This window comes from Pseudomonas sp. I2 (assembly GCF_040984075.1).
GTDB lineage: Bacteria > Pseudomonadota > Gammaproteobacteria > Pseudomonadales > Pseudomonadaceae > Aquipseudomonas > Aquipseudomonas guariconensis_B.
In genome coordinates, this window is record NZ_JBCGFQ010000005.1 from 33,143 (window position 1) to 58,616 (window position 25,474).

Below are 25,474 nucleotides of genomic sequence, written 5' to 3' on the forward strand. Positions count from 1 at the left end.
ACCTGCGATGTCCGACGCACTCTGGGCCGCGCGCGAAGGCGACGCACTGATGCACACCTCGATGCTGGCAGACATCGTCGGCGGCGTGCTGGAAGTGGCGGCGACCGTTGCCATCGGTGCGTTGGCCACCGCTGCCGTTGGCGCCGCGCTTGGCATCACTGCCGCCACCGGAGGCCTGGGCTGCTTCGTGCTCGGCGCGGTGGTCGGTGTCGTGGTGGGCGTGGCCATGGCCAGTACCGGCGCCGATACGGCACTCAGCCGATTCTGCGAAGGGATCGGCAATGCGCTGTTCCCGCCGTCCATCCAGGCCAACATCGCCACCGGCTCGCACGACACCCATACCAACGGCAAGCCAGCCGCACGTGCCGCTGGCGTGGTCCTGCCGCCTCCTCCTGCGGACGCCTCGCTTGCAGAGGAGGAACCCGAGGAGGAAACCTTCCTCGACATGGCCCAGGGCTTCTTCTCGCAACTGTGGCGTCCCACGGTCGCGTCACCGGCCCCCAACACTGCACCGGCCGATGACGACAAGGTCATCTGCAGCAAGCACCCGGCTATGCCGCCACAGTACATTGCCGAGGGTTCGAGTAAGGTCAGCATCAACGGCCAACCCGCCGCTCGCAGCGGCGACCGCAGTACCTGCGAGGGTGTAATCGTCGATTCCGGGCTGATTTCCAGCGATGTACGCATTGGTGGCGAACCGATCGTGGTGCGTGAAATCCGCAGCGGCAAGACTCCCGGCGTCGGTCTGGCAGTCACGGCTCTGATGATGTTGCGAGGACGCGGGGGCAAGTTCTACAGCAAGCTCGGCTGCATGCTAGTCGGTGGCGCCACCAGTTTCGTCAGCGGACAGGTGACCGGTGCGCTGACTCGTGCGATCACTGGCTCACCGAACCCCGTGCACGCTGCCACAGGTGCGAAAGTCCTGGGTGGCGAGGACGAGCAGGATTTCAGGCTCGCGGCCCTGATACCACTGGAGTGGCAACGTTTCTACAGTAGTAGGGACGAGCGACGCGACGGCTTGTTTGGTGCCGGCTGGAGCGTGTCCTACGAAGTCTTCGTACGCATCGAGGCCGACCCAGAAGGCGGTGAGCGCCTGTTGTACACGGACGAGCAGGCACGGGTGATAGACATGGGTCACATCCCGCCCGGCGATGCTGTGTTCAGCCCCGGCGAAGGCCTGAGCGTACGCCGGGCCTTGAATGGCGAACTGCTCATCGAGGACATCGAAGGCCTTTACCGCCTCTTCGAGCCCAGCCCCGAAAAACCCGCACAGCTGCGTTTGAGCCAACTGGGAGACCGCAACGACAATCGGCTCTACCTGCACTATGACGAGCGTGGACGTCTGTCGGGCCTGCGCGACACGTTCGACCTGGTACGCATACAGCTGCACTACAGCCCACAGTGGCCCTCTCGGGTCAGTACCATCGAGCGCGTTCATGACGATGGGAGCCTGGAGACACTGGCCAGTTATCGCTACGACGAACAGGGCGACCTCTGCGAGGTGCTTGACGAGAAAGGTCGCCTACGGCGCCGCTTCGCCTATGACGACCATCGGCACATGATCGAGCACCAGACAGCGTCCGGGCTTCGGTGTTACTACGAATGGCAGGACATCGAAGGCGAACGCCGGGTTTCCCGACACTGGACCTGCGCGGGTGACGAGTATTGCTTCAACTACGACATTAGCGCTGGCCTGACCCGCATCACCGATAATTTGCAGCGTGTCAGCATTCGTCGGTGGAACGCCCAGTACCAGATCACTGAGTATATCGACGCAATGGCGCAGGCCTGGTGCTTCGAGTGGAACGATGAGCGTCAACTGCTGGCTGCCACCGACCCGCAAGGTGGGCGCTGGCAATATTTCTACGACGAGTCAGGCAATCTTTCACAAACCATCGACCCCTTGGGGCGAAGCGAATCGACACAGTGGCTCGAACACTGGGCATTGCCCCGGACCCACCTGGACCCAATGGGCAATCGCTGGCACTACCACTACGACCAACGCGGCAACTGCGTTCGGGAATGTGACCCGCAGGGTAACGTTACCCGCTATCGCTATGATGTACATGGGCAGGTCGTGGCGGTTACCAACGCCGCCGGCCAATCGACGACCCGCCGCTGGAACCGCCTGGGGTTGCTCGTCGAAGAGGTTGATTGCTCGGGCTTTCCAACCCGCTACGCCTATGACCATCGGGGCCACCTGAGCCAGGTGATCGATGCTGAGAGTCGCACTACTCGATACACCCATGATGCGCGGGGCTGGCTACTGTGCCTGGAACGTCCAGATGGCAATCGCGAGCAATACCAACGCTCGACGGAAGGATTGCTGCTCGCTCATGCCAATGCGGCCGGGCATGTCACCCGCTACGAGTACAACCGACGCGGACAGGTCAGTCGCCAAGTGGATGCCGCTGGTCGCCAGGTTGGTTTCGAGTATGACGCCCAAGGCCGGCTTGTGCGGTTGAGAAACGAGAATGGGGAAAGCTATCGATTCTCTTGGGATGCCGATGATCGCCTCGTAGAGCAACGAGACCTCGACGACACCTGCAAGCAATACACCTATGACAGCCTGGGTAATCTGGTCCAATTGGTCTTTCACCCCGAACCTGGCAGCCCCGAGGTGCCCATCGTCCATACACTCGAACGCGATGCCGCAGGCAGGCTGGTTGTCAAGATCACGTCCGATGGTCGCACCGACTATCATTACGACGCACTGGACCAGTTGACCTCAGTGGAATCCACAAGCCCTGACGGTATTCGGCAAACATTGGACTTCACTTATGACAGGCTCGGTCAATTGCTGCAGGAACGGACAGCACGGGGGAGCCTGTCATACAGCTACGACGAGCTGGGTAACCTGACTGGGATACGTCTTGGTGACGGTCGCCAGTTGAATAGATTGATGTATGGCTCTGGGCATCTGCATCAGTTGAACCTCAATGGACATGTCATTGCGGATTTCGAACGCGACCGCTTGCACCGTGAGGTCACGCGCACTCAAGGGCGGCTGCTGTGCCGCAGCGAGTACGATCCGGTGGGGCGTTTGCGCAGCCGTGGTAGCCATGCAGCCGACCAGGCAATTAACCCCTTGTCGGTGGCGCGACAGCACTTCGCCTACGATGGCGGCAACAACCTGGTCGAAGTCCAGGCCCTGAAAGCCCAGGGCAACACCCTAGAGTCTTTAGGCTATGACGCGACAGGCCGAATACTCGTGCGCCACGACCCACTCGCAGGCCAGTACGAACACTTCCACTACGATGCAGCAGCCAACCTGCTCGACAGGTCTGGGAAGCCACCTATCCGTCATAACCGCCTGCTGTGCTATCAGGACAAGCACTACCGCTACGACGGTTTCGGCCGACTGGTCGAAAAGCGCAGCAACAGGCGAGGCATTCAACGGTTTCGCTACGATGCCGAACATCGGCTGATTGAGGTCCGCAACCTGTGCGCCGGGCGCGAAACTGTAGTGTCCATGCACTACGACCCCTTGGGACGACGCATCGCCAAGGAGGAGCGTACCCCGCAAGGGTTGCTTGTCGGCAGGACCGAGTTCACCTGGGACGGCCTGCGTTTGCTGGAGGAGCGTCGCAACGGACGAAGCAGCCTGTACGTTTATACCGATGCCGGTCATGAACCACTGGCACGCATCGACAGCGCAGGCGCCCATCAACAAGTGCTGCATTTCCACAATCACCTCAATGGGCTGCCACTACGACTGACGTCAGAGGATGGCGATACCAGGTGGGAAACCCGTTACGAGGTATGGGGCACCAGTATCGGAGAATGGCGTGCCCCAGGTCATGATGAGGAACAGAATCTCAGGTTCCAGGGGCAGTACCTGGATCGCGAGACGGGCCTGCACTACAACACATTCCGGTTTTATGACCCGGATATTGGACGCTTCACCCAACCAGACCCCCTCGGACTGGCTGGGGGCTGGAATCTCTATCTCTACAGTCCAAACCCGCTCGGCTGGATAGACCCGCTCGGGCTCACCGCCGGCTGTCCGAAGCTGGCACGCAGGAATCGCCATCACTCACGTTCGGCCACCTATACGAAACATACCCAGGCCAAGACGCAATCACAGGCTCAAAGCTTGTCGTCGCGTGGAGGAGCGGCTCAATACTGGGGCAAGGATTTGCCGGAAAACGCTACAGCCAAACAAGTCACAGCGTTCCGTAACCAAGTGGAGAAAGACGCGCTGCGGCACGGTACCGAAATCGATCTGGGCAACAAGGGCTCCTCCTACTACATTCACGATGCAGGGAAACCCATCGGATTCAATAACGGCAAACCGACCCAGTATGTCCGGGTAGAAGTAACCGATACACCAATGCCTGAATTCCATGGACACCCCATTTCCCAGGCTGACTATATGACCTACCTGAAGTCGCAAAAATGAACATCATTCAAGAAATCGCCTTGGCCCATCCTCTCGCAGAACTGCTGGTACCTACCGGCTGGCAGGTATCGAAGAATAATTTCATCGATGCCTCACCCGTCCTGCTCACCGGCATCACCGACGAGCATGCCCGCTTTCTCGCCGCAAAGAACTTTTTCGCCGACGACATCTTCATGGCCTCCAGCGAGCGAACATTCGACAGCGGCTTGCCTGTCACTGCCACCCTCGATGTCTGGTGCAGCCCCTTGGGTGACGAGGAGATCTCGCCCATCGAATATCAGGTTTCCATCTCGATACTCAAAGGCAAGAAACGAACGGCCCTGCTGTCCCGGACCCAATCGACGGAGGACCGTCATCACGCCCAGCGCATCATCAATGCCTGGATGAGCACATTCACCTGGCGAGTGATGTACGAGTTCGAAAACAGCAGCCTGCCTATCGAGCATTACTTTCCTGATCGGCCGATTCCGTGATTCGGCACCACACCACAAAGATAACGGCAGCGATGGACCTGGCCTTCAAACCAAGTACTTTCATCCGATGACCGACCGGCAACGACTCTACGAAAAGCACGAAACCAAGCTGGACCGCCTTTACGACGACATCGAAGAGGGCAAGCTGGAGCGAGTGCGCACATTTGCCCAGAAGTACCCAGACCTGCTGGCCCTGCCACGCTATGGCGAGGCCGGTGAAGAAGGCCTGCTGCATATGGCTGCCAGGGCTGGGCAAACCAAGATCTGCGGCCTGCTGCTCAAGCTGGGCCTGGATCCGAACCAGCCGTTCGTTGACGAAGGGCATGGCACTGCTCTCGCACAGGCCGCAAGCGAAGGGCACCTGGAGACCTGCGCATGCCTGCTCGATGCCGGTGCCAGGGTCGATGGCCTGCCACTGAGTGTCTGCCCTCCCCTGTATGCAGCCGCCCAGTCAGGCCACCGAGAGGTGGTCGCACTGCTCCTGGCGCGTGGTGCCGAGGTCAATCGCCTGCATCTGCGCTTCAACGACAGCGCGCTCGATGCCGCCCGGGCATGGGATCATCCACACACCGCCGACTTGCTGCTATCCCATGGGGCACGTAGCACCCTTGAGGTGGAAGCGGATGATGCCGAAGGTGCGGGGCAGGCCATTGTCACCTTCGTGCACAACACCGCTGGGTGGGTCTTGCCGAACGTCTTCAGCCCGCCCAGCGAGGATCCTCGCACCACACTGCATGTCAGCCTGCTGGATGGCAAAAGCGACTTCAAGCTGCTGTTCACTGTCGGCCTGTACCAGGCCGTACCGATGACCGAACTCTTCATCTGCCTACCGGGCGACTGGGCCCTGCCCCAGGCCCGACTGCCGCAGCACGGTGCCTGGAACTTCCCGGTGCAGTTGCTGGCACGTCTCGCCCGACAGACCTTGGAGCACGGGCCGCTCTGCGAGGGCATGTTGATTCAGCGCAGCGACCCGGGATATGCGGACCTGCCCTGGCCAGAAGCCGTGGATGCCATGCTGGTGGTGGACAAGCCCTGGAACAAGGAGCCTACCGCGCAAGCCATACCGAAGGAGGAGCGTGTCACCCTGTTGATGCTGGCGCCGGTGAAGTTCACCAACAAGGGCGCTCCCGTCGCCAAGGCCCTGGCAACGCTGGTCGAACGCAAGCGAACGGCGAGCTGGAAGACACTGGCACTGGCCATCCCTGCCTGACCCCGTTGGCAAGATGGTAGCGGCGGTCAGGCGCCTCGGAAATGACAGGGTGTGCACGGTGACCCAACTGCTCGGAAACTAAAGAAGCGATTGCCATCGAATATGAGGCGGCTTACCCGGAACCCTCATGGGCCAAGCCCGGTCCTGGTTCGAGGGGCAGCCGCTGGGCAGCCAGGAGCACGCCGGGTTGGCTTCGGCACAGCGCAGCGCTGCACATCGGCACAATCCACACCTCGGGTAAGAGTCTTTTACCAAAACCCCTGGTTTTCCGCAGGCGCCCTTTGCCTATCCTAGTGCGGGTCATCCTGCCTGCGATGGGCCCATGAAACACACGCTTCCCACCCGCTACGCCTGCCTGGCCACCTGCCTGCTGTTCACCTTCGCCAGCCTTCCCTTCCTTGCCCAGCACGCCTGGCTCTGGCCCGTCACCCTGGTCACCGCACTGCTCAGCCTGGTCGGCCTCAACGACCTGCGCCAACGCCATCATGCGGTACGGCGCAACTATCCGATCCTGGGCAACATCCGCTACCTGATCGAGACCATCCGCCCGGAGATCCGCCAGTACCTGATCGAGGGCGACGACGACAAGCTGCCGTTCTCCCGTTCGCAGCGTTCGCTGGTGTATGCCCGGGCCAAGAACGAGAGTGCCGAGAAAGCCTTCGGTACGCTCAACGATGCCTACAAGCCGGGCTTCGAGTTCATCAGCCATTCGATGCTGCCAGTCGCGCCCCCCGACCCGGCGTCGTTTCGCATCGACATCGGCGGGCCGCAGTGCCGACAGCCCTACTGCGCTTCGATCTTCAACATCTCGGCCATGAGCTTCGGTGCCCTCAGCGCCAATGCCATCGCCGCACTGAACAAGGGCGCACGCCTGGGCCGTTTCGCCCACGACACTGGCGAAGGCAGCATCAGCCCCTACCACCGTGCGCATGGCGGTGACCTGATCTGGGAGATCGGCAGCGGCTACTTCGGCTGCCGGACGGCAGATGGCCGTTTCGACCCGATGCGCTTCGCCGAACAGGCTGGCGATGCGCAGGTGAAGATGATCGAGATCAAGCTCAGCCAAGGCGCCAAGCCCGGCCATGGCGGTATCCTGCCTGGGCACAAGGTCAGCCCGGAGATCGCCGCCACCCGTGGCGTGCGGGTCGGTGAAGACTGCATCTCGCCGGCAGCCCACAGCGCCTTCCGCACGCCGGTGGAGCTGTTGCAGTTCATCGCCCGCCTGCGCGAGCTGTCGGGCGGCAAACCGGTCGGTTTCAAGTTCTGCCTGGGCCATCCGTGGGAGTTCATGGGGATCGCCAAGGCCATGCTGGCCACGGGCATCACCCCGGACTTCATCGTCGTCGACGGCAAGGAAGGCGGTACCGGCGCGGCGCCTCGCGAATTCAGCGACAACATGGGCGTGCCCATGCGCGAGGGGTTGCTGTTCGTGCACAACACCCTGGTGGGGCTGAACCTGCGGGATCGCGTGCGTATCGGGGCGGCGGGCAAGCTCGTCAGCGCCTTCGATATCGCCAGCGTGCTGGCCCTCGGCGCCGACTGGGTCAACTCGGCCCGTGGCTTCATGTTCGCCATTGGCTGTATCCAGTCCCAGAGCTGCCATACCAACAAGTGCCCGACCGGCGTGGCCACCCAGGACCCGCTGCGCCAGCGCGCGCTGGTGGTGCCGGAAAAAGCCGAACGGGTTGCCAGCTTCCATCGCAACACGCTGCATGCCCTGGCAGAAATGCTCGCCGCCGCCGGCCTGGAACACCCCTCGGCGCTCAAGCCCAAGCACCTGGCGCGGCGCATCAGCCCCAGCGAGATCAGCCTGTTCTCCCAGTTGCACCACTTCCTCAAACCGGGCGAATTGCTCAACGGCTCGATCGACAGCGAGTTCTATGCACGGATGTGGCGAATGGCCCGCAGCGACAGCTTCGCACCCCAGGTCAGTGACACCGAGGCGGTCGTACCGATGGCCACGGTGCCCCGGAAAGAAACAGCCCCGGCATAGGCCGGGGCTGCTGGTAACGCCGAATCAGGATCAGAAGATGCTGATTGGGTACTCGACGAATACGCGGACTTCGTTGCCGTCGTCGTTGTAGCCGTTCTGGCGGACTGCGGTGTTGGTACGCACGATGGAGCTACGCACCTTGACCGACAGGTCCTTGGCCGGGCCTTCCTGGACGACGTAGCGGATCTGGTTGAACAGTTCGCGCTCCTTGCCCTCGCCGAAACCGTGGGTGTTGATGTTGTCGCCACGCACGTAGGCGAGCTTGTAGGTCAGGCCAGGTACGCCGAAGGCGCCGAAGTCCAGACCGTAGCCGATCTGCCAGGAGCGCTCGTCCTCGGCGTTGAAGTCGGACCAGTAGGAGTTGGCCAGGTAGATGGTCGAACCACCGTCACCCACGCCGCCACGGTTCTGGTACCAGCCGTAGTTATAGCCGGTGTCGCCGGTGCTGCGCTGGTGGGCGATGGTCACCGAGTGAGGGCCGAAGGCGTAGGTGGCTGCCAGGCTCCAGATGGTGTTGGAGTCGCCGGTCAGGCCAGCTTCACGCTCGTACTTGCTGTCGATGCTGGTCTTGTAGCCGTTGAAGTCCAGGGTCAGGGACTGGTCGTCGGCGATCGCGTGGACGTAGTTCAGGCCCAGGTAGTGCTTCTTCAGCACGTCCTCGACATCGGAGGTGTACAGGGAGCCGGTGAAGTTGTCGGTGAACTGATAGCTGCCGCCGAACACGTTGATCGACTTCAGGCCGCCACTGTCGCGACCTTCGGCGCTCTTGCGCGCTTCCTGGGTGAAGCGACCGGCGTTGAGCTCCAGGCCCTTGATCTCCTTGGAGGTGATCATGGTGCCGGTGAAGCTTTCCGGCAGCAGGCGCGCGTCGTCGTACTGCAGCACGGGCAGCGCTGGCATCTGGTCACCGTACTTGAGCACGGTGTTGGAGACACGGAACTTGATGGCGGCGCCAGCACGGGCCAGGTTGTGCGGCGAGTTGGATGGCTCGGTGTCGCTCGGCTTGAAGAAGTCGACGCCCGCGCCACCGTTGTGGCCCTTGCCACCGTCCAGGCGGATGGCGTAGAGGCCGAAGGCATCGACGCCCACGCCCACGGTGCCCTGGGTGAAGCCCGACGAGAAGGTGCCGATGAAGCCTTGGCCCCACTCGATCTGGTCGTTGGTGCCGTGCTTCTTGTCGCGGTTGATGTAGGCGTTGCGCAGCAGGACGCTGGCGCTGCTGTCTTCGATGAAGCCCTTGCTTTCGGCCTGTTCGTTGGCCTGGGCCTGGGTCGCGGCGATCATCGCCAGTGCGACCAGGCTGATCCTGGTTTTCAACATGTTGTTTTCCTTATTTCTTAATCAAAAACGCTCTGCAATATGACGCCAGGAACCAACGCCCCTTCGTAGGTTCGACGCTATGCGGATCCGAACTGAAAAGGCCCGCCAGCAGCGGGCCTCGCAGCAGCATGGCCAAGTCATGGCCAGCAGGCGTTGGCCGAATCCTAGCCGCCTGTGCTTCGGCATGTCAAAAAATCGTGAAATGCAGGTGGTTATAACCAAGATCATGCGTTTGGCAGGTGTGTTCGTGGCCATATCCCTCCAGCTTCTGGGCAATTTGCCTCTTGTCGGCAACTGCCCCGGCCAGTGGGTGGAAGGAGACTCCCGGGTTACCCGCATGGCTCGGGACCCGGGGGCGCGAAGCGGCCCCAAGACGCCCGTTTGACGGGCCGGTATTCGAGTCGCCATAAGTACGAAACATCTACGACTAAAGTCGTAGAAACAAAGTGATACATATGTAAAGACAAGGGCTTACAAATACCCGAGCAAGAGCAAATAACAAGCATTATCATCCGCATCCATTTTTCACCTACCGCCCTTTCGGATGTGTCCATGCTTGTTCCCTGCCGCCTGTCACCCCTGACGCTGGGCCTGTCGCTGCTGTTCAGCGCCGGGCTGGCCAATGCCGCCACCACTACCCTGCCGGAGCTGTCGGTCACCGCCGACAGCGACCGTGAGCGCGACACGCCCAGGGTCAAGGAAGTCAGCACCGCGACCCGTACCTCCACGCCGGTGCGCTACGTACCCCAGGCCATCGACACGGTGAAGACCGACAACCTCCTGGACTACGGCAGCAATACCCTGGGCAAGGCCCTCGAAGGCATCCCCAACGTCAGCAGCGGGGCCGACACCCGCTTCGACAGCGTGCGTATCCGCGGCTTCGATGCCAGCAACGACTTCTACCTGGACGGCATCCGCGACGACAGCCAGTACGTGCGCGACCTGCACAACATCGAGCGGATCGAAGTGCTCAAGGGCCCGGCAGCGGTGCTCTACGGCCGTGGCAGCCAGGGCGGCATCGTCAACCGGGTGAGCAAGGCACCCGAGCACGGCCGCCGCTCGAGCATCGAGGCCCGTGGCGGCAGCGAAGACCTGCGCAGCCTGTATGCCGACCTCAGCGCCGACCCCAGCGACACCCTCAGCCTGCGCCTGAACATGGGCAACGAAGACAGCAACAGCTTCCGCGACGGCGTGGACGGCAACCGCCAGCTGTTCGCCCCATCCATGAGCTGGCAACTCACCCCGGAGCTGAACTGGCTGGTGCAGTACGAGTACAGCCGCTACAACCGTACCCCGGACCGTGGTATCCCTGGCGTCGACGGCCGCCCGGCGGATGTCGGGCGCGACACCACCTACGGCGATACCCAGCGCGACTTCATCGACGACAAGGCCCAGTCGCTGCGTTCGCGGCTGAACTACCAGCTCAGCGACAACTGGCAACTGCGCCACACCCTGGGCCTGTTCAAGCTCGACAGTGAGTTCGACAATACCTACCTGACCGGCTACGCCCCCAGCACCAACCTGGTCTCCCGCCAGCGCTGGCAGCAGGACCTGAACACCCGCAACCTGTTCAACAACCTGGAAGCCGAAGGCGACATCGCCACCTGGGGCCTGGAACACAAGCTGCTGGTCGGCGTTGAGATCGGCAACCAGCGCCGCGATCCGCTGCTGCGCTCCGCCGGCCCGTCGGTACCAGGGGTGGACCTGGACAACCCCGACCGCAGCCAGCAGCACAACGGGCCGATGACGGTGACCAGCGACAACCACACCGTGGTCGACAGCCGCGGCCTGTACCTGCAGGACCAGATCCGTCTGAACGATCAGTGGCAGATCCTCGCCGGCGTGCGCTTCGACCGCTTCGAGGTGGAAACCACCAACAGGCTGAACGGCCTGTCCGAGAAACAGGACAGCACCAGCACCAGCCCACGCCTGGGCGTGGTCTATTCGCCCTGGCGCGAGCATTCCTTCTATGCCTCCTGGAGCAAGACCTTCTCGCCGGTCGGTGGCGGGCTGATCGGCATCACCCCGGGCGCGACGGGCAATGCCAACCAGACCAGCCCGGAACACACCCGGCAGAAAGAGATCGGCGTCAAGAGCGACTGGCTCGACGAGCGCCTGACCACCACCCTGGCCCTCTATGAACTGGAGCTGTACAACCGCCGCACCCGCGACCCGAACGACCCCACCATCACCCTGCTCAGCGGCCTGCAGCGCTCGCGCGGCATCGAGCTGACCGCCACCGGCAACATCGTTGGCAACTGGTATGTACGCGGCGGCATCGGTATCCAGGACGCGACCCTCGTCAAGGACAACAACGGCCAGGAAGGCAACCGCATCAACAACGTGGCCAAGCGTAACGGCAGCCTGTTCATCACCTGGAAGCCGGAGCTGGGCTGGTACGCCGAGACCGGCCTGACCCTGGTGGGCGAGCGCTATGCCGACAACCAGAACACCACGCTGATGCCGGGTTATGGACGCTGGGACGCCCTGGCCGGCTACCGCACCCATGACTGGGATGTGCGTGCGGCGCTGAGCAACATCACCGACAAGACCTACTACAGCTCGGCGACCAGTGCGGCGCAGATCCAGCCGGGCGAGCCGCGCAGCCTGGTGGTCACCGGGACCTACAGCTTCTGACCCTGTGGCAGTCCCTGCAACGAAAAACGCCACCGCGACATGCGGTGGCGTTTTTCGTTGCAGGGCTCCTGCCCGGGTCAATGCCAGTCAGCCAACAGCGCCTCGAGCTCCGCTTCGCTGATCAGGCCTTGAGGGTATCGCCCATCCAGCAGACGTCGTGGGTCGGTCGTCCTGACCGGATGGCTTCCATGCTGTTTCAACCACTGCGTCAAGATCCTGAGCGATTGGTGGTTCACTGCCGAGAGGGGCAAAACCGACTCACTTGCTGCATTCATCTCCACACGTACTCCCTGGGGCCGTGAGCGGTTAACTTACGTTGGTATTGTTACAGAACGGCGTAGGCCTAACTGTATGAAACACAATGAAAAAACAATACAAATCCTGTGCCATGCCCCCCACCGGCCATCGCCAGGAAAAGAAAGGAGCCGCTTCACGGCCCCTGGACATCAACCGCGCTTGACCGGCGCCGGTTGCTGCTGGGTCAGGCAGTGGATGTTGCCACCGCCGAGCAGCAGTTCGCGGCCCGGGATCATCACCACTTCATGATCCGGGAAAACCTTGGCCAGGATCGCCCGGGCCTGGGCATCGGCCGGGTCGTCGAAGCTCGGCGCGATGATCCCGCCGTTGACGATCAGGAAGTTGACGTACGAACCGGCCAGGCGCACCGACGGGTTGCGCTCCTGGCTGCCGAGCACCTGGTCGACACCGGCGCACTCTTCTTCGGTGGCATACAGTGGGCCCGGGATCGGCATCTTGTGCACCACGAACTCGCGGCCCTTGGCGTCGCGGCTGTTCTTCAGCACGTCGTAGGCAGCGTGGCAGCGCGCGTAGTTGGGGTCGTTGGAATCGTCGGTCCAGGCCAGTAACACTTCGCCGGGGCTGACGTAACAGCAGAAGTTGTCGACGTGGCCGTCGGTCTCGTCGTTGTACAGGCCTTCCGGCAGCCAGACGATGGTTTCCACCGCCAGGTTTTCACGGAGGATCGCTTCGATCTGCTCGCGGTTCAGGTGTGGGTTGCGGTTGCGGTTGAGCAGGCATTCCTCGGTGGTGATCAGGGTACCTTCGCCATCCACATGGATCGAGCCACCTTCGAGCACGAAACCTTCGGTGTGGTAGCGCTGGCAGCGCTCCATCTCCAGGACCTTGGCCGCCAGCGCCTCGTCGCGGTTCCAGGGCGCGTACAGGCCGCCCTCGAAGCCACCCCAGGCGTTGAAGCCCCAGTCCACGCCACGCACTTCGCCCTGGTCGTTGATGACGAAGGTCGGGCCGGTGTCGCGCACCCAGGCGTCGTCGCTGCTGATTTCCACCACGCGGATGTTGGGCAGGTCCAGTTGACGGCGGGCATTCTCGTACTGGCCGGCGGAGACGGCCACGGTGACCGGCTCGAAGCGGGCGATGGCCTTGGCCAGGGTCACGTGTGCGGCCTGCGCCGGCTTGCCGCCCAGGCGCCAGTTGTCCGGGCGCTCCGGCCAGACCATCCAGACCTGGGTTTGCGCAGCCCACTCGGCAGGCATGTGGAAGCCGTCGGCACGCGGGGTGGTGTTGAGGGTTTTCATGGGTAACCTCTGCGAAGGCCCGGCGCCGGTTGCGCCGGGTCGTTGATCGATCAGGATTCCAGCGGGCCATCCAGGTCGAAAGTATGCACCAGCACACCTTCCGCGGTCGTGGCGGGTTCCTGTTGGTGACGTGGCGAAATTTATAACCGATAAATATCGACTTTAAAAGCCAAAAGACAGACTTGACCGACATAAGGCTGCCGCCTAGAACGATAAAAATCTGGCTGAGACGTCTCAGGTGGTATTTGGGGGCCGCTTCGCGGCCCCCGGCAGCAGTTGAACGTCTGCGCCCTACCGCCGCTAGAGATCCTCCCCCAGCACCCGGTCGACGCTGTCGACGAAGTAATCCACGCTCTCCCGCGTGGTGCACATCGGCGGCTTGATCTTGAGGATGTTCAGGTAGTCGCCGGTCGGCTGCATGAAGATCCCCAGGTCGCGCAGCCGGTCGCACAGCACTTTGGTTTCCTCGCTGGCCGGTTCCAGGGTCTGGCGATCGCGCACCAGCTCCAGCCCCAGGTAGAAGCCCGAGCCATGGGCGGCGCCGGCAAGTGGATGTTTATCGACAAGCGCTTGCAACCGCGCCTTGAAATACCGCCCCACCTCGCGGGCGTTGTCCCACAGGCCCTCGTCGCGCATCACGTCCAGCACCGCCAGGCCGATGCGGCAACTGACCGGGCTGCCGCCGGCCGAGGAGAAGAAGTAGCCCTCGGCCTCCAGCGCCTCGGCGATCTCCCGCCGGGTGATCACCGCCCCCAGCGGCTGCCCGTTGCCCATGCCCTTGGCCATGGTGATGATGTCCGGCACCACGCCCTGCTCCTCGAAGCCCCAGAAGTATTCGCCCAGGCGGCCGTAGCCCACCTGCACCTCGTCGGCGATGCACACCCCGCCACGCGCGCGCACCTTGGCATAGACCTGGCGCAGGTAGCCCTGGGGCAGCGCGATGCCGCCGGCATTGCCGTACACCGGCTCGCAGATGAAGCCGGCCAACTGCCGGCCGCGCGCGTCGAGGTCGGCGAGCTTGGCCTCGACATCGCGCAGGTAGCCGGCGGCGCTGTCCGGGCCACGGTAACGGCCCCGGAAGGTATTGGGCGCTTCCACCGGGTGCACCCAGTCTGGCCGGGTCTCCAGGGCCTGGGGGTTATCGGCGATGGACGTGGAGATGGCATCGGTGGCCACCGACCAGCCGTGGTAGGCCTCCAGCACGCTGAGCAGGTCGCGCCCGCCGCTGTAGGCCCAGGCCAGGCGGATGGCCAGGTCGTTGGCTTCGGTGCCGCTGTTGACCAGGAACACCCGGTCGAAGCCCTCTGGCGCCAGCGCCAGCAGGCGCTCGGAAAACTCGGCGATGGCCGCGTAGTGAAAGCGCGAGTTGGTGTTGACCCGCGACCACTGCCGGGCCGACTCGGCCGCCATGCGCGGGTGGCCATGGCCGAGCACGGCGACGTTGTTGAGCATGTCCAGATAGGAGCGGCCCTGCATGTCGACCAGGTAGTTGCGCCAACCCCGCTCGATATGCGGTGGCTGCGCATAGTAGTGCTTCTGCGAACGGGCGAAGCTGGCCTCGCGGCGGGCCAGCAGGGCTTGCGGGTCGACCAGCGGTTCGGCGTCGCAATCGAAGCCGAGCAGGGGCCGTGGCGAGGGGCACAGGGCCAGCCACGCCTGGGCCTGCGAGGGCATGGCGAAGAACGGGGGCTGCTGGCCGTCGTCGCGGCACAGTTGGACGCCCAGGAAGCCGCAGGTGGTTCCCAGCACTTGCCCTTTGGCCAGGGCCTGGCCATCCGCCGGCGCCTCTTCCAACCCCTTCAGCCACAGGCTCCAGTGCGAGGTGCGCAGGCAGCCCCGGCCATCGCCATCACGTTGCCAGGTGCCCGCTTCTGGTGCCTGCAGCACGCTGCCAGGCGGCACGTTCAGCTCCACGCCCAGGGCGCAGGTGGCCGGCTCCTGGGGGCGATCGACATGGGTCTGCGACAGCCGGTACTGGCCGTGCAGGGTGCAGGCCGGGGTGGCTTGCGCAGCCAGCAGGCGCTGGTCGAAGCCGGGTTGCTCCCAGTTGCCCGCCTCGCAGTGCGGGCTGAGCACGCCCAGGTCGAGCCGTGCCACGGCCTGCCCGGCCAGGGCCGGCAGCAACGGCACGCACCCATCCAGTGCCAGTGGTGCCAGGGCGTGCCCGCCAGCCTGCAGGATCGCCGCCTCCATCAAGGCGAAGGGCAGGCTGCAGGCGGTATCGAAGATCTCCCATTCGTGGGGGATGTTGTCGCGGATGTACTGGTTGCCGGGCTCCACACGCAATTGCTCTTCGCTGCTGAGCACCAGGACTGCGGCACGCATCAGCACCAGCGGCCACAGCGCACGCAGCTCGGCTTCCTGCAAGGGGTTGATGGCCTGGTAGGCACTGACCGCCGGCAGGATGCGCAGCGGATCGCCTTCGGCGTGGTGCAGCAGGGCCGCGCAGGTGACGGACAGGTCAGCGATGCGCCAGGTGCGCAACAGGTCGCCGAAGTCGATCACGCCCTGCAACTGCCATTGGCGTTCGGCGTCGCGGGCCCAGACGGTGTTGTCGTCGGTGATATCCAGGTGCACGGCCTGGCTCGGCAGCGCCCCTGCCAGGGGCTGCAGGCGCTCGACGGCAAGACGGGTGACCTGCTCGACTTGCGCACGCCGCCTGTCGTCCTGCAAGGCTGGCAGCAGGTGCCCGATCAGCGCCTGTGCATGGCGTGGATCCCACTGCAGGGTGCGCTCCAGGCCTGGGTGATCGAAGCCTGCCAAGGCCTTGTCGACTCGAGCGCACAAGCCGCCCAGCTCGGCCATCAGGCGCGGCGCCATGTGCTTGAGGCGGGTCAGTGGCTGGCCGTCGAGGTAGTCGAGCAGGCGCGCCCGCAGCGGCTGGCCGTCGATGTCCAGCGTCAGCAGGTCCTGGCCGTCGCGGGCCTGGCGTACCGCCGGCACCGGCAGCCCCTGCGCGCGCAGGTAGGCCAGCGCTGCATGCTGGGCCTGCAGCTCCACCTCGGCATAGCTGCCGTGGCAGGCCTTGAGCACGAAGCGGCCCTCGGCGCTGTCCAGGCACAGGTTCAGGTCCTGCTGGCTGCCCAGGGGGTGCAAGGCCCCTTCCAGGTCGTAGTGCGCCCGCAGCAGGGCGTGGGCCTGGGCTTCGCCGAGCGAGGGGCTGGGCTGGCTGGAACGCTGGATCAGGGTGCTGAGGGGCATGGAAAAGGTACCTCGTTTTTTTGTCGCTTATATCGCCACCGCTGCTGCCGATATACAAGAGGCAGGCGATGACTATGTCGATCGGTCAAGGCCGGCAAAGGCTCGACGGCATCGCTTGTAACCCGGCCCCCGAGCCGCCAAGCTAGTGTTTCCAGGGGACCTGAACCCGCTTTTCCAGAGGCAGTTTGAGATGCGCATTCTCGTCACGGGTGGCGCCGGCTTCATCGGCTCGGCCCTGATCCGCCACTTGATCGACCACACCGAGCATGAGGTGCTGAACCTCGACAAGCTCACCTACGCCGGCAACCTCGAGTCCCTGCGCAGCATCGCCACGAATACCCGCTACGAGTTCGTCCAGGCCGACATCGCCGACCAGGCCACCGTCAGCGCCTTGCTGGCGCGCTTCGAACCCCAGGCGATCATGCACCTGGCGGCCGAGTCCCACGTGGATCGCTCCATCGACGGCCCGGCGGCGTTCATCCAGACCAACATCGTCGGCACCTATGCCCTGCTGGAGGCCACGCGCGCCTGGTGGAGCCGGCTGCCGGCCGAACAGCGCAGCGCGCTGCGCTTCCACCACATTTCCACCGACGAGGTCTATGGCGACCTGCATGGCGCCGACGACCTCTTCACCGAGTCCACGCCCTACGCGCCCAGCTCGCCCTACTCGGCCAGCAAGGCAGCCTCCGACCACCTGGTCCGTGCCTGGCATCGCACCTACGGCCTGCCGGTGCTGATCAGCAACTGCTCGAACAACTACGGCCCGTTCCACTTCCCCGAGAAGCTAATCCCGCTGATGATCCTCAATGCCCTGGCCGGTAAGCCGTTGCCGGTGTATGGCGATGGCCAGCAGGTGCGTGACTGGTTGTTCGTCGAGGACCATGCCCGCGCCCTGCTCAAGGTCGTGAGCGAAGGACAGGTCGGCGAGACCTACAACATCGGCGGCCACAACGAGCAGAAGAACATCGACGTGGTACGCGCCATCTGCGCCCTGCTCGAAGAGCTGGCGCCCCAGCGCCCAGCCGGCGTCACCCACTACGCCGACCTGATCACCTTCGTCCAGGACCGCCCCGGCCATGACCTGCGCTACGCCATCGACGCCGGCAAGATCGAGCGGGAGCTGGGCTGGGTGCCGCAAGAAACCTTCGACAGCGGCCTGCGCAAGACCGTGCAGTGGTACCTGGACAACCGCCAATGGTGCCAGCACGTCCAAGATGGCAGCTACCAGGGCGAGCGCCTGGGCAATACCGACTTCAAGGACCTGATCGCATGACCAAGGGCATCGTCCTGGCAGGCGGCTCCGGCACCCGCCTGCACCCCATCACCCTCGGCGTCTCCAAGCAGCTGCTGCCGATCTACGACAAACCGATGATCTACTACCCGATCTCGGTGCTGATGCTCGCGGGCATCCGCGACATCCTGCTGATCTCCACGCCCCAGGACCTGCCGCAGTACCGCCAGCTGTTCGGCGACGGCAGCCAGTTCGGCATCGCCCTGAGCTACGCCGAGCAGCCCTCGCCCGACGGCCTGGCCCAGGCCTTCCTGATCGGCGAGCAGTTCATCGGCAACGACCCGGTGTGCCTGATCCTCGGCGACAACATCTTCCACGGCCAGGGCTTCAGCGAGCAGTTGCTGCGCGCGGTGAACCAACCTTCCGGCGCCACGGTGTTCGGCTATTGGGTCAAGGACCCGGAGCGTTTCGGCGTGGTCGAGTTCGACGACCAGGGCCGCGCCCTGTCCATCGAGGAAAAACCCATCGCGCCCCGCTCCAGCTATGCCGTGACCGGCCTGTACTTCTACGACAACGATGTGATCGAGATCGCCAAGGGCATCCGCCCGTCAGCCCGAGGCGAACTGGAGATCACCGATGTCACCAACGCCTACCTCAAGCGTGGCGACCTGCGCGTGGAGCGGTTCGGTCGTGGCTTCGCCTGGCTCGACACCGGTACCCACGACAGCCTGCTGGAGGCCTCGCAGTACGTGCAGACCATCGAGCATCGCCAGGGCCTGAAGGTAGCCTGCCTCGAGGAAATCGCCTTCCAGAAGGGCTGGATCAGCCGCGAGCAACTGCTGGCCAAGGCCCATGAACTGAAGAAGACCGGCTATGGCCAGTACCTGGGCAAGCTGGCGGAAGAGTACCCATGAACGTCATCGCCACGCAGATCCCCGACGTGCTGATCATCGAGCCCAAGGTGTTCGGCGACAGCCGGGGGTTCTTCTTCGAAAGCTTCAATGCCCGTGCATTCGCGGCGCAGACCGGCGTCACCGTCGACTTCGTCCAGGACAATCACTCCCGCTCCCAGCACGGCGTACTGCGCGGCCTGCACTACCAGGTACAGAACCCCCAGGGCAAGCTGGTCCGCGTGGTCCAGGGCGAGGTGCTGGACGTGGCAGTGGACATCCGCCGCAGCTCGCCGACCTTTGGCCGCTGGGTGGCGGTGCGCCTGTCGGCCGACAACCATCGCCAACTGTGGATCCCGCCGGGGTTCGCCCATGGCTTCGTGGTCCTGAGCGAATCGGCCGAGTTCCTGTACAAGACCACCGACTACTACAACCCCGCCGCCGAGCGTTGCATCCGCTGGGACGACCCGGACCTGGCCATCGACTGGGCCGTGCCAGGCCCGCCGCAGCTGTCGGCCAAGGACCAGGCCGGCGTATCGCTGGCCGAGGCGCAGCTGTTTCCATGAAGATCCTCGTGTGCGGCCGCAACGGCCAGCTCGCCCAGGCGCTGCAAGGCGCACTGGCGGGCTTGGGCGAACTGCACCTGCTCGGCCGCGAGCAACTCGATCTGGCCCACCCCGAGGCGCTGCGCGAACCGCTACGCCAGCTCGCCCCCGACCTGATCGTCAACGCCGCGGCCTATACGGCAGTGGACCAGGCCGAACAGGACGCGCAACGGGCTTTCGCCATCAACGCCGAAGGCCCACGGGTACTGGCCGAGGAAGCCGCGCGCCTGGGCGTGCCGTTGATCCACTACTCCACCGACTACGTCTTCGATGGCAGCAAGCCCAGCCCCTACACCGAACAGGACACGCCCCATCCATTGAGTGTCTATGGGTGCAGCAAGCTGGCCGGTGAGCAGGCCATCGCCGCGGTCGTGGGCGAGCACCTGATCCTGCGCACCAGTTGGGTCTACTCGCTGCACGGGCGCAACTTCCTGCTGACCATGCAGCGCCTGCTGCAGGAGCGGCCGCAATTGCGCGTGGTGGACGACCAGATCGGCGCACCGACCTGGACCGCCACCATCGCCGCCAGCACCCGCGCCCTCATCGAGCGCTGGCAGGCCGGCCAGCCCGGCGCCTGGGGCACCTACCACCTGACCGCCCAGGGCGAGACCTCCTGGTTCGGCTTCGCCCAGGCCATCGGCGAACACCTGCGCGCCCAGGGGCTACCCTGCGCCGAGCTGCTGCCGATCCCTTCGAGCGAATACCCGACCCCGGCACGCCGCCCACGCAATTCGCGCCTGGACTGCTCGCACCTTGCCCGTGAATGGCAGGTCAGCCAGCCGCACTGGCGCCAGGCGCTGATCGACTGCCTCAAGTAGCGCATAATTGCGCCAGATCCTTCTGGCGCATCACCATGACTTCGATTTCCACGCCTCCCCGCCGCCCACGCTGGCGCAGCCTTGCCCTGCTGGCCCTGTGCCTGGCCCCGCTGCTCTGGCCACTGCACCATCTTGCCGAACGCTACTACCAGGACGAACTGGCCTCGCAGAACCGCCAGACCCTCGACCTCTACGTCGCCAACCTGCTCGGCACCCTGCACCGCTACGAGACCCTGCCGCAGATTCTCGGCGACCTGCCGGCCCTGCGCGGGGTGCTGGCCGACCCGTTCAAGACCGAGGCGGTGACCAACGCCAACCGCCTGCTCAAGAGCATCGTCGAGCAGACCGGCGCCGAGGTGATGTACCTGATGGATATCAGCGGCAATACCCTGGCCGCCTCCAACTGGGACAAGCACGACAGCTTCGTCGGTCGCAACTTCGCCTTCCGTCCCTACTTCATCGAAGCCATGGAGGGGCGCCTGGGGCGTTTCTTCGGCCAAGGCACCACCTCGGGCAAGCGGGGGTATTTCTTCGCCGCGGCCGTGCACGAGCGCGAGCGGGTGGTCGGCGTGCTGGTGGTCAAGGTCGACCTGGACCACACCGAGACCTTGTGGGGGCGTACCCCTGAACAATTGCTGCTCACCGACCAGAACGGCGTGGTGGTGCTGACCTCTCGCCCCGACTGGCGTTTCCGTGCCACCCGCGAGCTGACCGAGGCCGAGCGCGAGGCGATGATCGCCATCCAGCCCTACCCGACCCAGGCCCCGCAGCCGCTCAACCTCAACCCCTCGGCCTGGCTGGTGCAGAGCCGCGACATCCAGGAAACCGGCTGGAAGGTCAGTATCCTCGCCCCCCGCATGCTGGTGGATCGCTCGGTGCAGACGGTCATGGCCATCGGCGCTGGCACCCTGCTGGTACTGATGCTGCTGGCCGGCCTGGTGATGCAGCGGCGGCGCCACTACATCGACCGCATCGGCTTCGAGGCGCGCGGGCGCCAGGAGCTGGAAAAGCGCGTGATGGAGCGCACCGCCGACCTCGAAGGGCTGAACGCCCGCCTGAAAACGGAAGTGCTGGAACGCGAGCAGGCCCAGCAGGAGCTGGTGCGCGCCCAGGACGAGCTGGTCCAGGCCGGCAAGCTGTCGGTGCTCGGCACCATGTCGGCGAGCATCAGCCATGAGCTCAATCAACCGCTGGCGGCGATCCGCAGCTACGCCGAGAACGCCGAAATCCTCCTCGACCACGAGCGCACCGAGGACGCCCGCGGCAACCTCAAGCTGATCGGCGAACTGACCGGGCGCATGGCTTCGATCATCGCCCACCTGCGCGCCTTCGCCCGCCGCGACCAGCATGCTCCGGAGAGCGTGGCCCTGCAGCCGGCGCTGGACGACGCCCTGGCGCTGCTGGCCAAACGCCGCCGCGCCATGGCCGTGGAGCTGGTCCGCGACCTGCCCGATGCCACGCTGTGGGTCCAGGCAGGCGAGACGCGCCTGCGCCAGGTACTCGGCAACCTGCTGGCCAACGCCCTCGACGCGCTGACCGAGAAGGCCAACCCGCGCAAGCTGTGGCTCAGTGCCGAAAAGCGCGACGGCTACGTCTACCTGTACATCCGCGACAATGGCCCTGGCTTCAGCCGCCAGGCCCTGGAACATGCCAAGGAGCCGTTCTTCACCACCAAGACCCGGACCCAGGGCCTGGGGCTGGGCCTGGCCATCTGCGAAAGCCTGATGCACGCCCTCGGCGGTGAGCTGCTGCTGGGCAACCACCCCGAAGGGGGTGCCCTGCTGACCCTGCAACTGCGCGTGGCCAAGCCCGGCGCCAACCTGCAACCTTCGGAGGACCCCTCGGCATGAGCCCCGAGACACTGATCGACAGCCGCGCCCAGGTCATCCTGGTGGACGACGACCCGCACCTGCGCCAGGCCCTGAGCCAGACCCTGGACCTGGCCGGGCTCAAGGTCGTCTCCCTGCCCGACGCCCATGGCCTGGCCGAGCGCATCGAGGCCGACTGGCCTGGCGTGGTGGTCAGCGATATCCGCATGCCGGGCATCGACGGCCTGCAACTGCTGGAGCAAGTACAGGGCCGCGACAACGAGCTGCCGGTGCTGCTGATCACCGGCCACGGCGACGTGCCCCTGGCGGTGCAGGCCATGCGCGCCGGGGCCTACGATTTCCTGGAAAAACCCTTCGCCAGCGATGCCCTGCTCGACAGCGTGCGCCGTGCCCTGGCCCTGCGCCGCCTGGTGCTGGACAACCGCAGCCTGCGCCTGGCCCTGAGCGACCGTCAGCAACTGGCCGCGCGTCTGGTCGGCCAGTCGCCGGCCATGCAACGCCTGCGCGAACAGATCGGCGCCCTGGCCGGCACCCGCGCCGATGTGCTGATCCTCGGCGAGACCGGCGCCGGCAAGGAGGTGGTGGCGCGCGCCCTGCACGACCTGTCCAGCCGCCGCGACGGCCCGTTCGTGGCGATCAACGCCGGGGCCCTGGCCGAGTCGGTGGTCGAGAGCGAGCTGTTCGGCCATGAGCCGGGGGCCTTCACCGGTGCGCAGAAACGGCGCATCGGCAAGTTCGAGTTCGCCAATGGCGGGACCCTGTTCCTCGACGAGATCGAGAGCATGAGCCTGGACGTGCAGGTCAAGCTGTTGCGCCTGCTGCAAGAGCGGGTGGTGGAACGCCTGGGCGGCAACCAGCAGATCCCTCTGGACATCCGCGTCATCGCCGCGACCAAGGAAGACCTGCGCCAGGCCGCCGACCAGGGGCGCTTCCGCGCCGACCTGTACTACCGCCTGAACGTGGCGCCGCTGCGCATCCCGCCGCTGCGCGAGCGCGGCGACGACATCCTGGTGCTGTTCCAGCACTTCGCCGACGCGGCCAGCCAGCGCCATGGCCTTTCGCCCAATAGCCTGCAACCGGCCCAGCGGGTCATGCTCCTGCGCCATGACTGGCCGGGTAACGTGCGCGAGCTGCAGAACGCTGCCGAGCGCTTCGCCCTGGGCCTGGAGCTGGCCCTCGACGGCCAGGCGCCGGCCAGCCCCAGTGCACCGGCGCCGGTGCCCGGCGGCAACCTCAGCGAACAGGTCGAGCAGTTCGAGCGTTCGTTGATCGCCGCCGAGCTGGCCCAGCCACACAGCTCCATGCGCAGCCTCGCCGAGGCCCTCGGCATCCCACGCAAGACCCTGCACGACAAGCTGCGCAAGCACGGCCTGAGTTTCGAAGGCAGCAGCAGCGGGCACGACGACCAGGAGGACAACCGCCCATGACCACCGACAGCCAGTATCTGCAATCCGTACTGCACAGCGACATTCCCCTGACCCGGCAGATGGGCCTGGAGGTCATCGACTGGCAACAGCAATGCCTGCGCCTGCAACTACCCCTGGCCGCCAACGTCAACCACAAGAGCACCATGTTCGGCGGCAGCCTGTACTGCGCCGCGGTGCTGGTGGGCTGGGGCTGGCTGCACCTGCGCCTGCGCGAACTGGGCATCGACGATGGTCATATCGTCATCCAGGAGGGCCGGATCAACTACCCGCTACCGGTCACAGGCACCGCCGTGGCGCGCTGCGAGGCGCCGGACGACAAGACCTGGGAACGCTTCGTGGCGCTGTACCAGCGCCGCGGCCGGGCACGCCTGACCTTGGACACCGTGGTCAGCAATACCGGCAGCGACGCGCCCGCCGTGACCTTCAGCGGGCAGTACGTGCTACATCGCTGAGGCGAGTTGCAGCAGCGCCTGGCGCCAGTCGGCGGCGCCGGGCAAGGCCAGGAAGAATGGGTTGAGCAGCGATTCGCGCGGCGGATAGAGGAACGGTTGGCCATCCAGGCCGATCACCTCGCCGCCGGCGCCTTCGAGCACGCCCTGGGCAGCGGCGGTGTCCCACTGGGAGGTCGGCGCCAGGCGCGGGTAGCAATCGGCGGCGCCTTCGGCCAACAGGCAGAACTTCAGCGAACTGCCGATATTGGCCAGCGCCAGTTCACCCACGGCGCTGCCCAGGCCGGCCAGCAGGGCTTCCTGCTGCGGGCTGGAGTGGCGCCGGCTGGCGACCACGGTGAAGCGCCCCCCGGCAGGTGGGGCGCTGCGCACCTGGATCGGCTCGGCCTGCGCCCCCGCTTCGGCGCGCCAGGCACCCAAGCGGCGACCGCCGAAATAACAGCGCCCGTTGGTCGGCATGGCGACCACGCCGAACACCACCTCGCCGGCCTCGATCAAGGCGATGTTGACGGTGAATTCCTCGCTGCCGGCGATGAACTCCTTGGTGCCGTCCAGCGGGTCCACCAGCCACCAGCGCTGCCAGGCCTGGCGCTCGGCCAGGGGGATGTCGCAGTCCTCCTCGGACAGCACCGGGATCTGCGGCGCCAGGGCTTGCAAGCCCTCGACGATGACCCGGTGGGCGGCCAGGTCGGCGGCGGTCACCGGCGAGTCGTCGGCCTTGGTGGTCACCGCGACGCCAGCACGCCAGAACGGCAAGATGGCCTTGCCGGCCAGGCCTGCCAGCCTGGCCACCTCGTGCATCAGCTGTTGGTCGTTCATACCTCGAGCAGCCCCCGCTGGGCCAGCAGGTCGCGAGCCAGGTACAGCGCCGCCAGGGCACGGCCTTCGGAGAACTGCGGGTGCATGGCCAGGGCCGACAGTTCACGCAGGCTGACCTTGTCGACCCGCATCGGCTCGGGCTCGTCGCCTTCCAGGCGCTCCTCGTAGAGGTCGGTGGCCAGCACCACCTGGATCTTCTGGCTCATGTAGCCAGGCGACAGGGAGAGTTCGGTCAGGTGCTCCAACTGGCGCGCACCGAAGCCGGCTTCTTCCTTGAGTTCGCGGTTGGCCGCTGCCAGCACGTCCTCGCCCGGCTCGATCAGGCCCTTGGGCAGGGACAACTCGTATTCGTCGGTGCCGCCGCAGTATTCCTCCACCAACACTGCATGCTCGGCGTCGAGCATGGCCACCACCATCACCGCACCGTAGCCATTGCCGCGCCCGACCAGGCGCTCGTAGGTCCGCTCGGTGCCGTTGGCGAAGCGCAACTGTACGGCTTCGACCCGGAACAGGCGGCTGCTGGCGACGATCTCGCGGCTGAGGACGGTGGGTTTCTGGCGCATGGGGCGGCTCCTTGGCGTGAACGGGTTACTATACCGTGGCTTGCCGACTGA

The 25,474-nt window shown here is 65.0% G+C and carries 18 protein-coding genes; 12 read left to right on the forward strand and 6 right to left on the reverse strand.

The window, feature by feature from the left end; translation table 11 throughout:
* Window positions 1-7 precede the first annotated feature (7 nt).
* The 4 genes from WCE05_RS04035 (at window position 8) to WCE05_RS04050 (ending at window position 8,078) form a co-directional block, all read left to right on the forward strand.
* Window positions 8-4,402, forward strand: a complete 4,395-nt coding sequence (locus WCE05_RS04035) for an RHS repeat-associated core domain-containing protein (RefSeq protein WP_368815479.1) — start codon at window positions 8-10, stop codon at window positions 4,400-4,402.
* Entirely contained in the window at window positions 4,399-4,875 is a 477-nt protein-coding gene (locus WCE05_RS04040) for a hypothetical protein (RefSeq protein ID WP_368815480.1), read from the forward strand. The genes WCE05_RS04035 and WCE05_RS04040 overlap by 4 nt, the downstream gene beginning before the upstream one ends.
* A gap of 67 nt (window positions 4,876-4,942) precedes the next feature.
* Window positions 4,943-6,085, forward strand: coding sequence for an ankyrin repeat domain-containing protein (locus WCE05_RS04045; RefSeq protein WP_368815481.1), 1,143 nt, complete (start codon window positions 4,943-4,945; stop codon window positions 6,083-6,085).
* 322 nt (window positions 6,086-6,407) lie between these two features.
* Window positions 6,408-8,078 (forward strand): FMN-binding glutamate synthase family protein, encoded by a 1,671-nt coding sequence (locus tag WCE05_RS04050; protein ID WP_368815482.1) that lies wholly within the window; start codon window positions 6,408-6,410, stop codon window positions 8,076-8,078.
* Window positions 8,079-8,108: 30 nt separating this feature from the next.
* Here WCE05_RS04050 and WCE05_RS04055 read toward each other — a convergent pair whose 3' ends face one another.
* Window positions 8,109-9,398: an OprD family porin gene (locus WCE05_RS04055; protein WP_225786616.1), complete on the reverse strand. Its 1,290-nt coding sequence runs from the start codon at window positions 9,396-9,398 to the stop codon at window positions 8,109-8,111.
* A gap of 552 nt (window positions 9,399-9,950) precedes the next feature.
* Here WCE05_RS04055 and WCE05_RS04060 point away from each other — a divergent pair.
* Entirely contained in the window at window positions 9,951-12,035 is a 2,085-nt protein-coding gene (locus WCE05_RS04060) for a TonB-dependent siderophore receptor (RefSeq protein ID WP_225786617.1), read from the forward strand.
* A gap of 77 nt (window positions 12,036-12,112) precedes the next feature.
* Here WCE05_RS04060 and WCE05_RS04065 read toward each other — a convergent pair whose 3' ends face one another.
* The 3 genes from WCE05_RS04065 to WCE05_RS04075 all read right to left on the reverse strand — a co-directional run bounded on the left by WCE05_RS04065 (window position 12,113) and on the right by WCE05_RS04075 (window position 16,792).
* Complete coding sequence (locus tag WCE05_RS04065; protein ID WP_368815516.1) at window positions 12,113-12,310, reverse strand: hypothetical protein; 198 nt, start codon at window positions 12,308-12,310, stop codon at window positions 12,113-12,115.
* 171 nt (window positions 12,311-12,481) lie between these two features.
* Window positions 12,482-13,591: an agmatine deiminase gene (gene aguA / locus WCE05_RS04070; protein ID WP_368815483.1), complete on the reverse strand. Its 1,110-nt coding sequence runs from the start codon at window positions 13,589-13,591 to the stop codon at window positions 12,482-12,484.
* 300 nt (window positions 13,592-13,891) lie between these two features.
* Window positions 13,892-16,792: an aminotransferase gene (locus WCE05_RS04075; protein WP_368815484.1), complete on the reverse strand. Its 2,901-nt coding sequence runs from the start codon at window positions 16,790-16,792 to the stop codon at window positions 13,892-13,894.
* A 190-nt stretch (window positions 16,793-16,982) separates the two neighbouring features.
* Here WCE05_RS04075 and rfbB point away from each other — a divergent pair, with 190 nt between their 5' ends.
* The 7 genes from rfbB to WCE05_RS04110 are packed head-to-tail and all read left to right on the forward strand — an operon-like array spanning window position 16,983 to window position 24,044.
* Window positions 16,983-18,065, forward strand: a complete 1,083-nt coding sequence (gene rfbB, locus WCE05_RS04080; RefSeq protein ID WP_225786620.1) for a dTDP-glucose 4,6-dehydratase — start codon at window positions 16,983-16,985, stop codon at window positions 18,063-18,065.
* Window positions 18,062-18,937: a glucose-1-phosphate thymidylyltransferase RfbA gene (gene rfbA / locus WCE05_RS04085; RefSeq protein WP_368815485.1), complete on the forward strand. Its 876-nt coding sequence runs from the start codon at window positions 18,062-18,064 to the stop codon at window positions 18,935-18,937. Before rfbB ends, rfbA begins: the two co-directional genes overlap by 4 nt.
* Window positions 18,934-19,479: a dTDP-4-dehydrorhamnose 3,5-epimerase gene (gene rfbC, locus WCE05_RS04090; RefSeq protein WP_253090681.1), complete on the forward strand. Its 546-nt coding sequence runs from the start codon at window positions 18,934-18,936 to the stop codon at window positions 19,477-19,479. Before rfbA ends, rfbC begins: the two co-directional genes overlap by 4 nt.
* Window positions 19,476-20,336 carry a dTDP-4-dehydrorhamnose reductase gene (gene rfbD / locus WCE05_RS04095; protein WP_253080283.1) on the forward strand — a complete coding sequence of 287 codons (861 nt, stop codon included), beginning with the start codon at window positions 19,476-19,478 and terminating at the stop codon, window positions 20,334-20,336. Before rfbC ends, rfbD begins: the two co-directional genes overlap by 4 nt.
* Before the next feature lie 35 nt (window positions 20,337-20,371).
* On the forward strand, window positions 20,372-22,186 hold the full coding sequence (locus WCE05_RS04100; RefSeq protein ID WP_225786624.1) for an ATP-binding protein: 1,815 nt from the start codon (window positions 20,372-20,374) through the stop codon (window positions 22,184-22,186).
* Window positions 22,183-23,592: a sigma-54 dependent transcriptional regulator gene (locus tag WCE05_RS04105; protein ID WP_253080284.1), complete on the forward strand. Its 1,410-nt coding sequence runs from the start codon at window positions 22,183-22,185 to the stop codon at window positions 23,590-23,592. The genes WCE05_RS04100 and WCE05_RS04105 overlap by 4 nt, the downstream gene beginning before the upstream one ends.
* Window positions 23,589-24,044: a YiiD C-terminal domain-containing protein gene (locus WCE05_RS04110; protein ID WP_225786626.1), complete on the forward strand. Its 456-nt coding sequence runs from the start codon at window positions 23,589-23,591 to the stop codon at window positions 24,042-24,044. Before WCE05_RS04105 ends, WCE05_RS04110 begins: the two co-directional genes overlap by 4 nt.
* Here the strand turns inward: WCE05_RS04110 and cysQ are convergent.
* The gene (gene cysQ, locus WCE05_RS04115; protein WP_225786627.1) at window positions 24,033-24,860 is read right to left on the reverse strand and encodes a 3'(2'),5'-bisphosphate nucleotidase CysQ; all 828 of its coding nucleotides are present in this window, start codon (window positions 24,858-24,860) and stop codon (window positions 24,033-24,035) included. The genes WCE05_RS04110 and cysQ overlap by 12 nt on opposite strands.
* Complete coding sequence (gene nudE, locus WCE05_RS04120; RefSeq protein WP_225786628.1) at window positions 24,857-25,423, reverse strand: ADP compounds hydrolase NudE; 567 nt, start codon at window positions 25,421-25,423, stop codon at window positions 24,857-24,859. The genes cysQ and nudE overlap by 4 nt, the downstream gene beginning before the upstream one ends.
* Window positions 25,424-25,474: the final 51 nt, after the last annotated feature.

Coding starts and splice junctions, on each gene's coding strand:
- WCE05_RS04035 (WP_368815479.1), top strand. CDS start 8: ATGTCCGACGCACTCTGGGCCGCGCGCGAAGGCGACGCACTGATGCAC.
- WCE05_RS04040 (WP_368815480.1), top strand. CDS start 4,399: ATGAACATCATTCAAGAAATCGCCTTGGCCCATCCTCTCGCAGAACTG.
- WCE05_RS04045 (WP_368815481.1), top strand. CDS start 4,943: ATGACCGACCGGCAACGACTCTACGAAAAGCACGAAACCAAGCTGGAC.
- WCE05_RS04050 (WP_368815482.1), top strand. CDS start 6,408: ATGAAACACACGCTTCCCACCCGCTACGCCTGCCTGGCCACCTGCCTG.
- WCE05_RS04055 (WP_225786616.1), bottom strand. CDS start 9,398: ATGTTGAAAACCAGGATCAGCCTGGTCGCACTGGCGATGATCGCCGCG.
- WCE05_RS04060 (WP_225786617.1), top strand. CDS start 9,951: ATGCTTGTTCCCTGCCGCCTGTCACCCCTGACGCTGGGCCTGTCGCTG.
- WCE05_RS04065 (WP_368815516.1), bottom strand. CDS start 12,310: ATGAATGCAGCAAGTGAGTCGGTTTTGCCCCTCTCGGCAGTGAACCAC.
- aguA (WP_368815483.1), bottom strand. CDS start 13,591: ATGAAAACCCTCAACACCACCCCGCGTGCCGACGGCTTCCACATGCCT.
- WCE05_RS04075 (WP_368815484.1), bottom strand. CDS start 16,792: ATGCCCCTCAGCACCCTGATCCAGCGTTCCAGCCAGCCCAGCCCCTCG.
- rfbB (WP_225786620.1), top strand. CDS start 16,983: ATGCGCATTCTCGTCACGGGTGGCGCCGGCTTCATCGGCTCGGCCCTG.
- rfbA (WP_368815485.1), top strand. CDS start 18,062: ATGACCAAGGGCATCGTCCTGGCAGGCGGCTCCGGCACCCGCCTGCAC.
- rfbC (WP_253090681.1), top strand. CDS start 18,934: ATGAACGTCATCGCCACGCAGATCCCCGACGTGCTGATCATCGAGCCC.
- rfbD (WP_253080283.1), top strand. CDS start 19,476: ATGAAGATCCTCGTGTGCGGCCGCAACGGCCAGCTCGCCCAGGCGCTG.
- WCE05_RS04100 (WP_225786624.1), top strand. CDS start 20,372: ATGACTTCGATTTCCACGCCTCCCCGCCGCCCACGCTGGCGCAGCCTT.
- WCE05_RS04105 (WP_253080284.1), top strand. CDS start 22,183: ATGAGCCCCGAGACACTGATCGACAGCCGCGCCCAGGTCATCCTGGTG.
- WCE05_RS04110 (WP_225786626.1), top strand. CDS start 23,589: ATGACCACCGACAGCCAGTATCTGCAATCCGTACTGCACAGCGACATT.
- cysQ (WP_225786627.1), bottom strand. CDS start 24,860: ATGAACGACCAACAGCTGATGCACGAGGTGGCCAGGCTGGCAGGCCTG.
- nudE (WP_225786628.1), bottom strand. CDS start 25,423: ATGCGCCAGAAACCCACCGTCCTCAGCCGCGAGATCGTCGCCAGCAGC.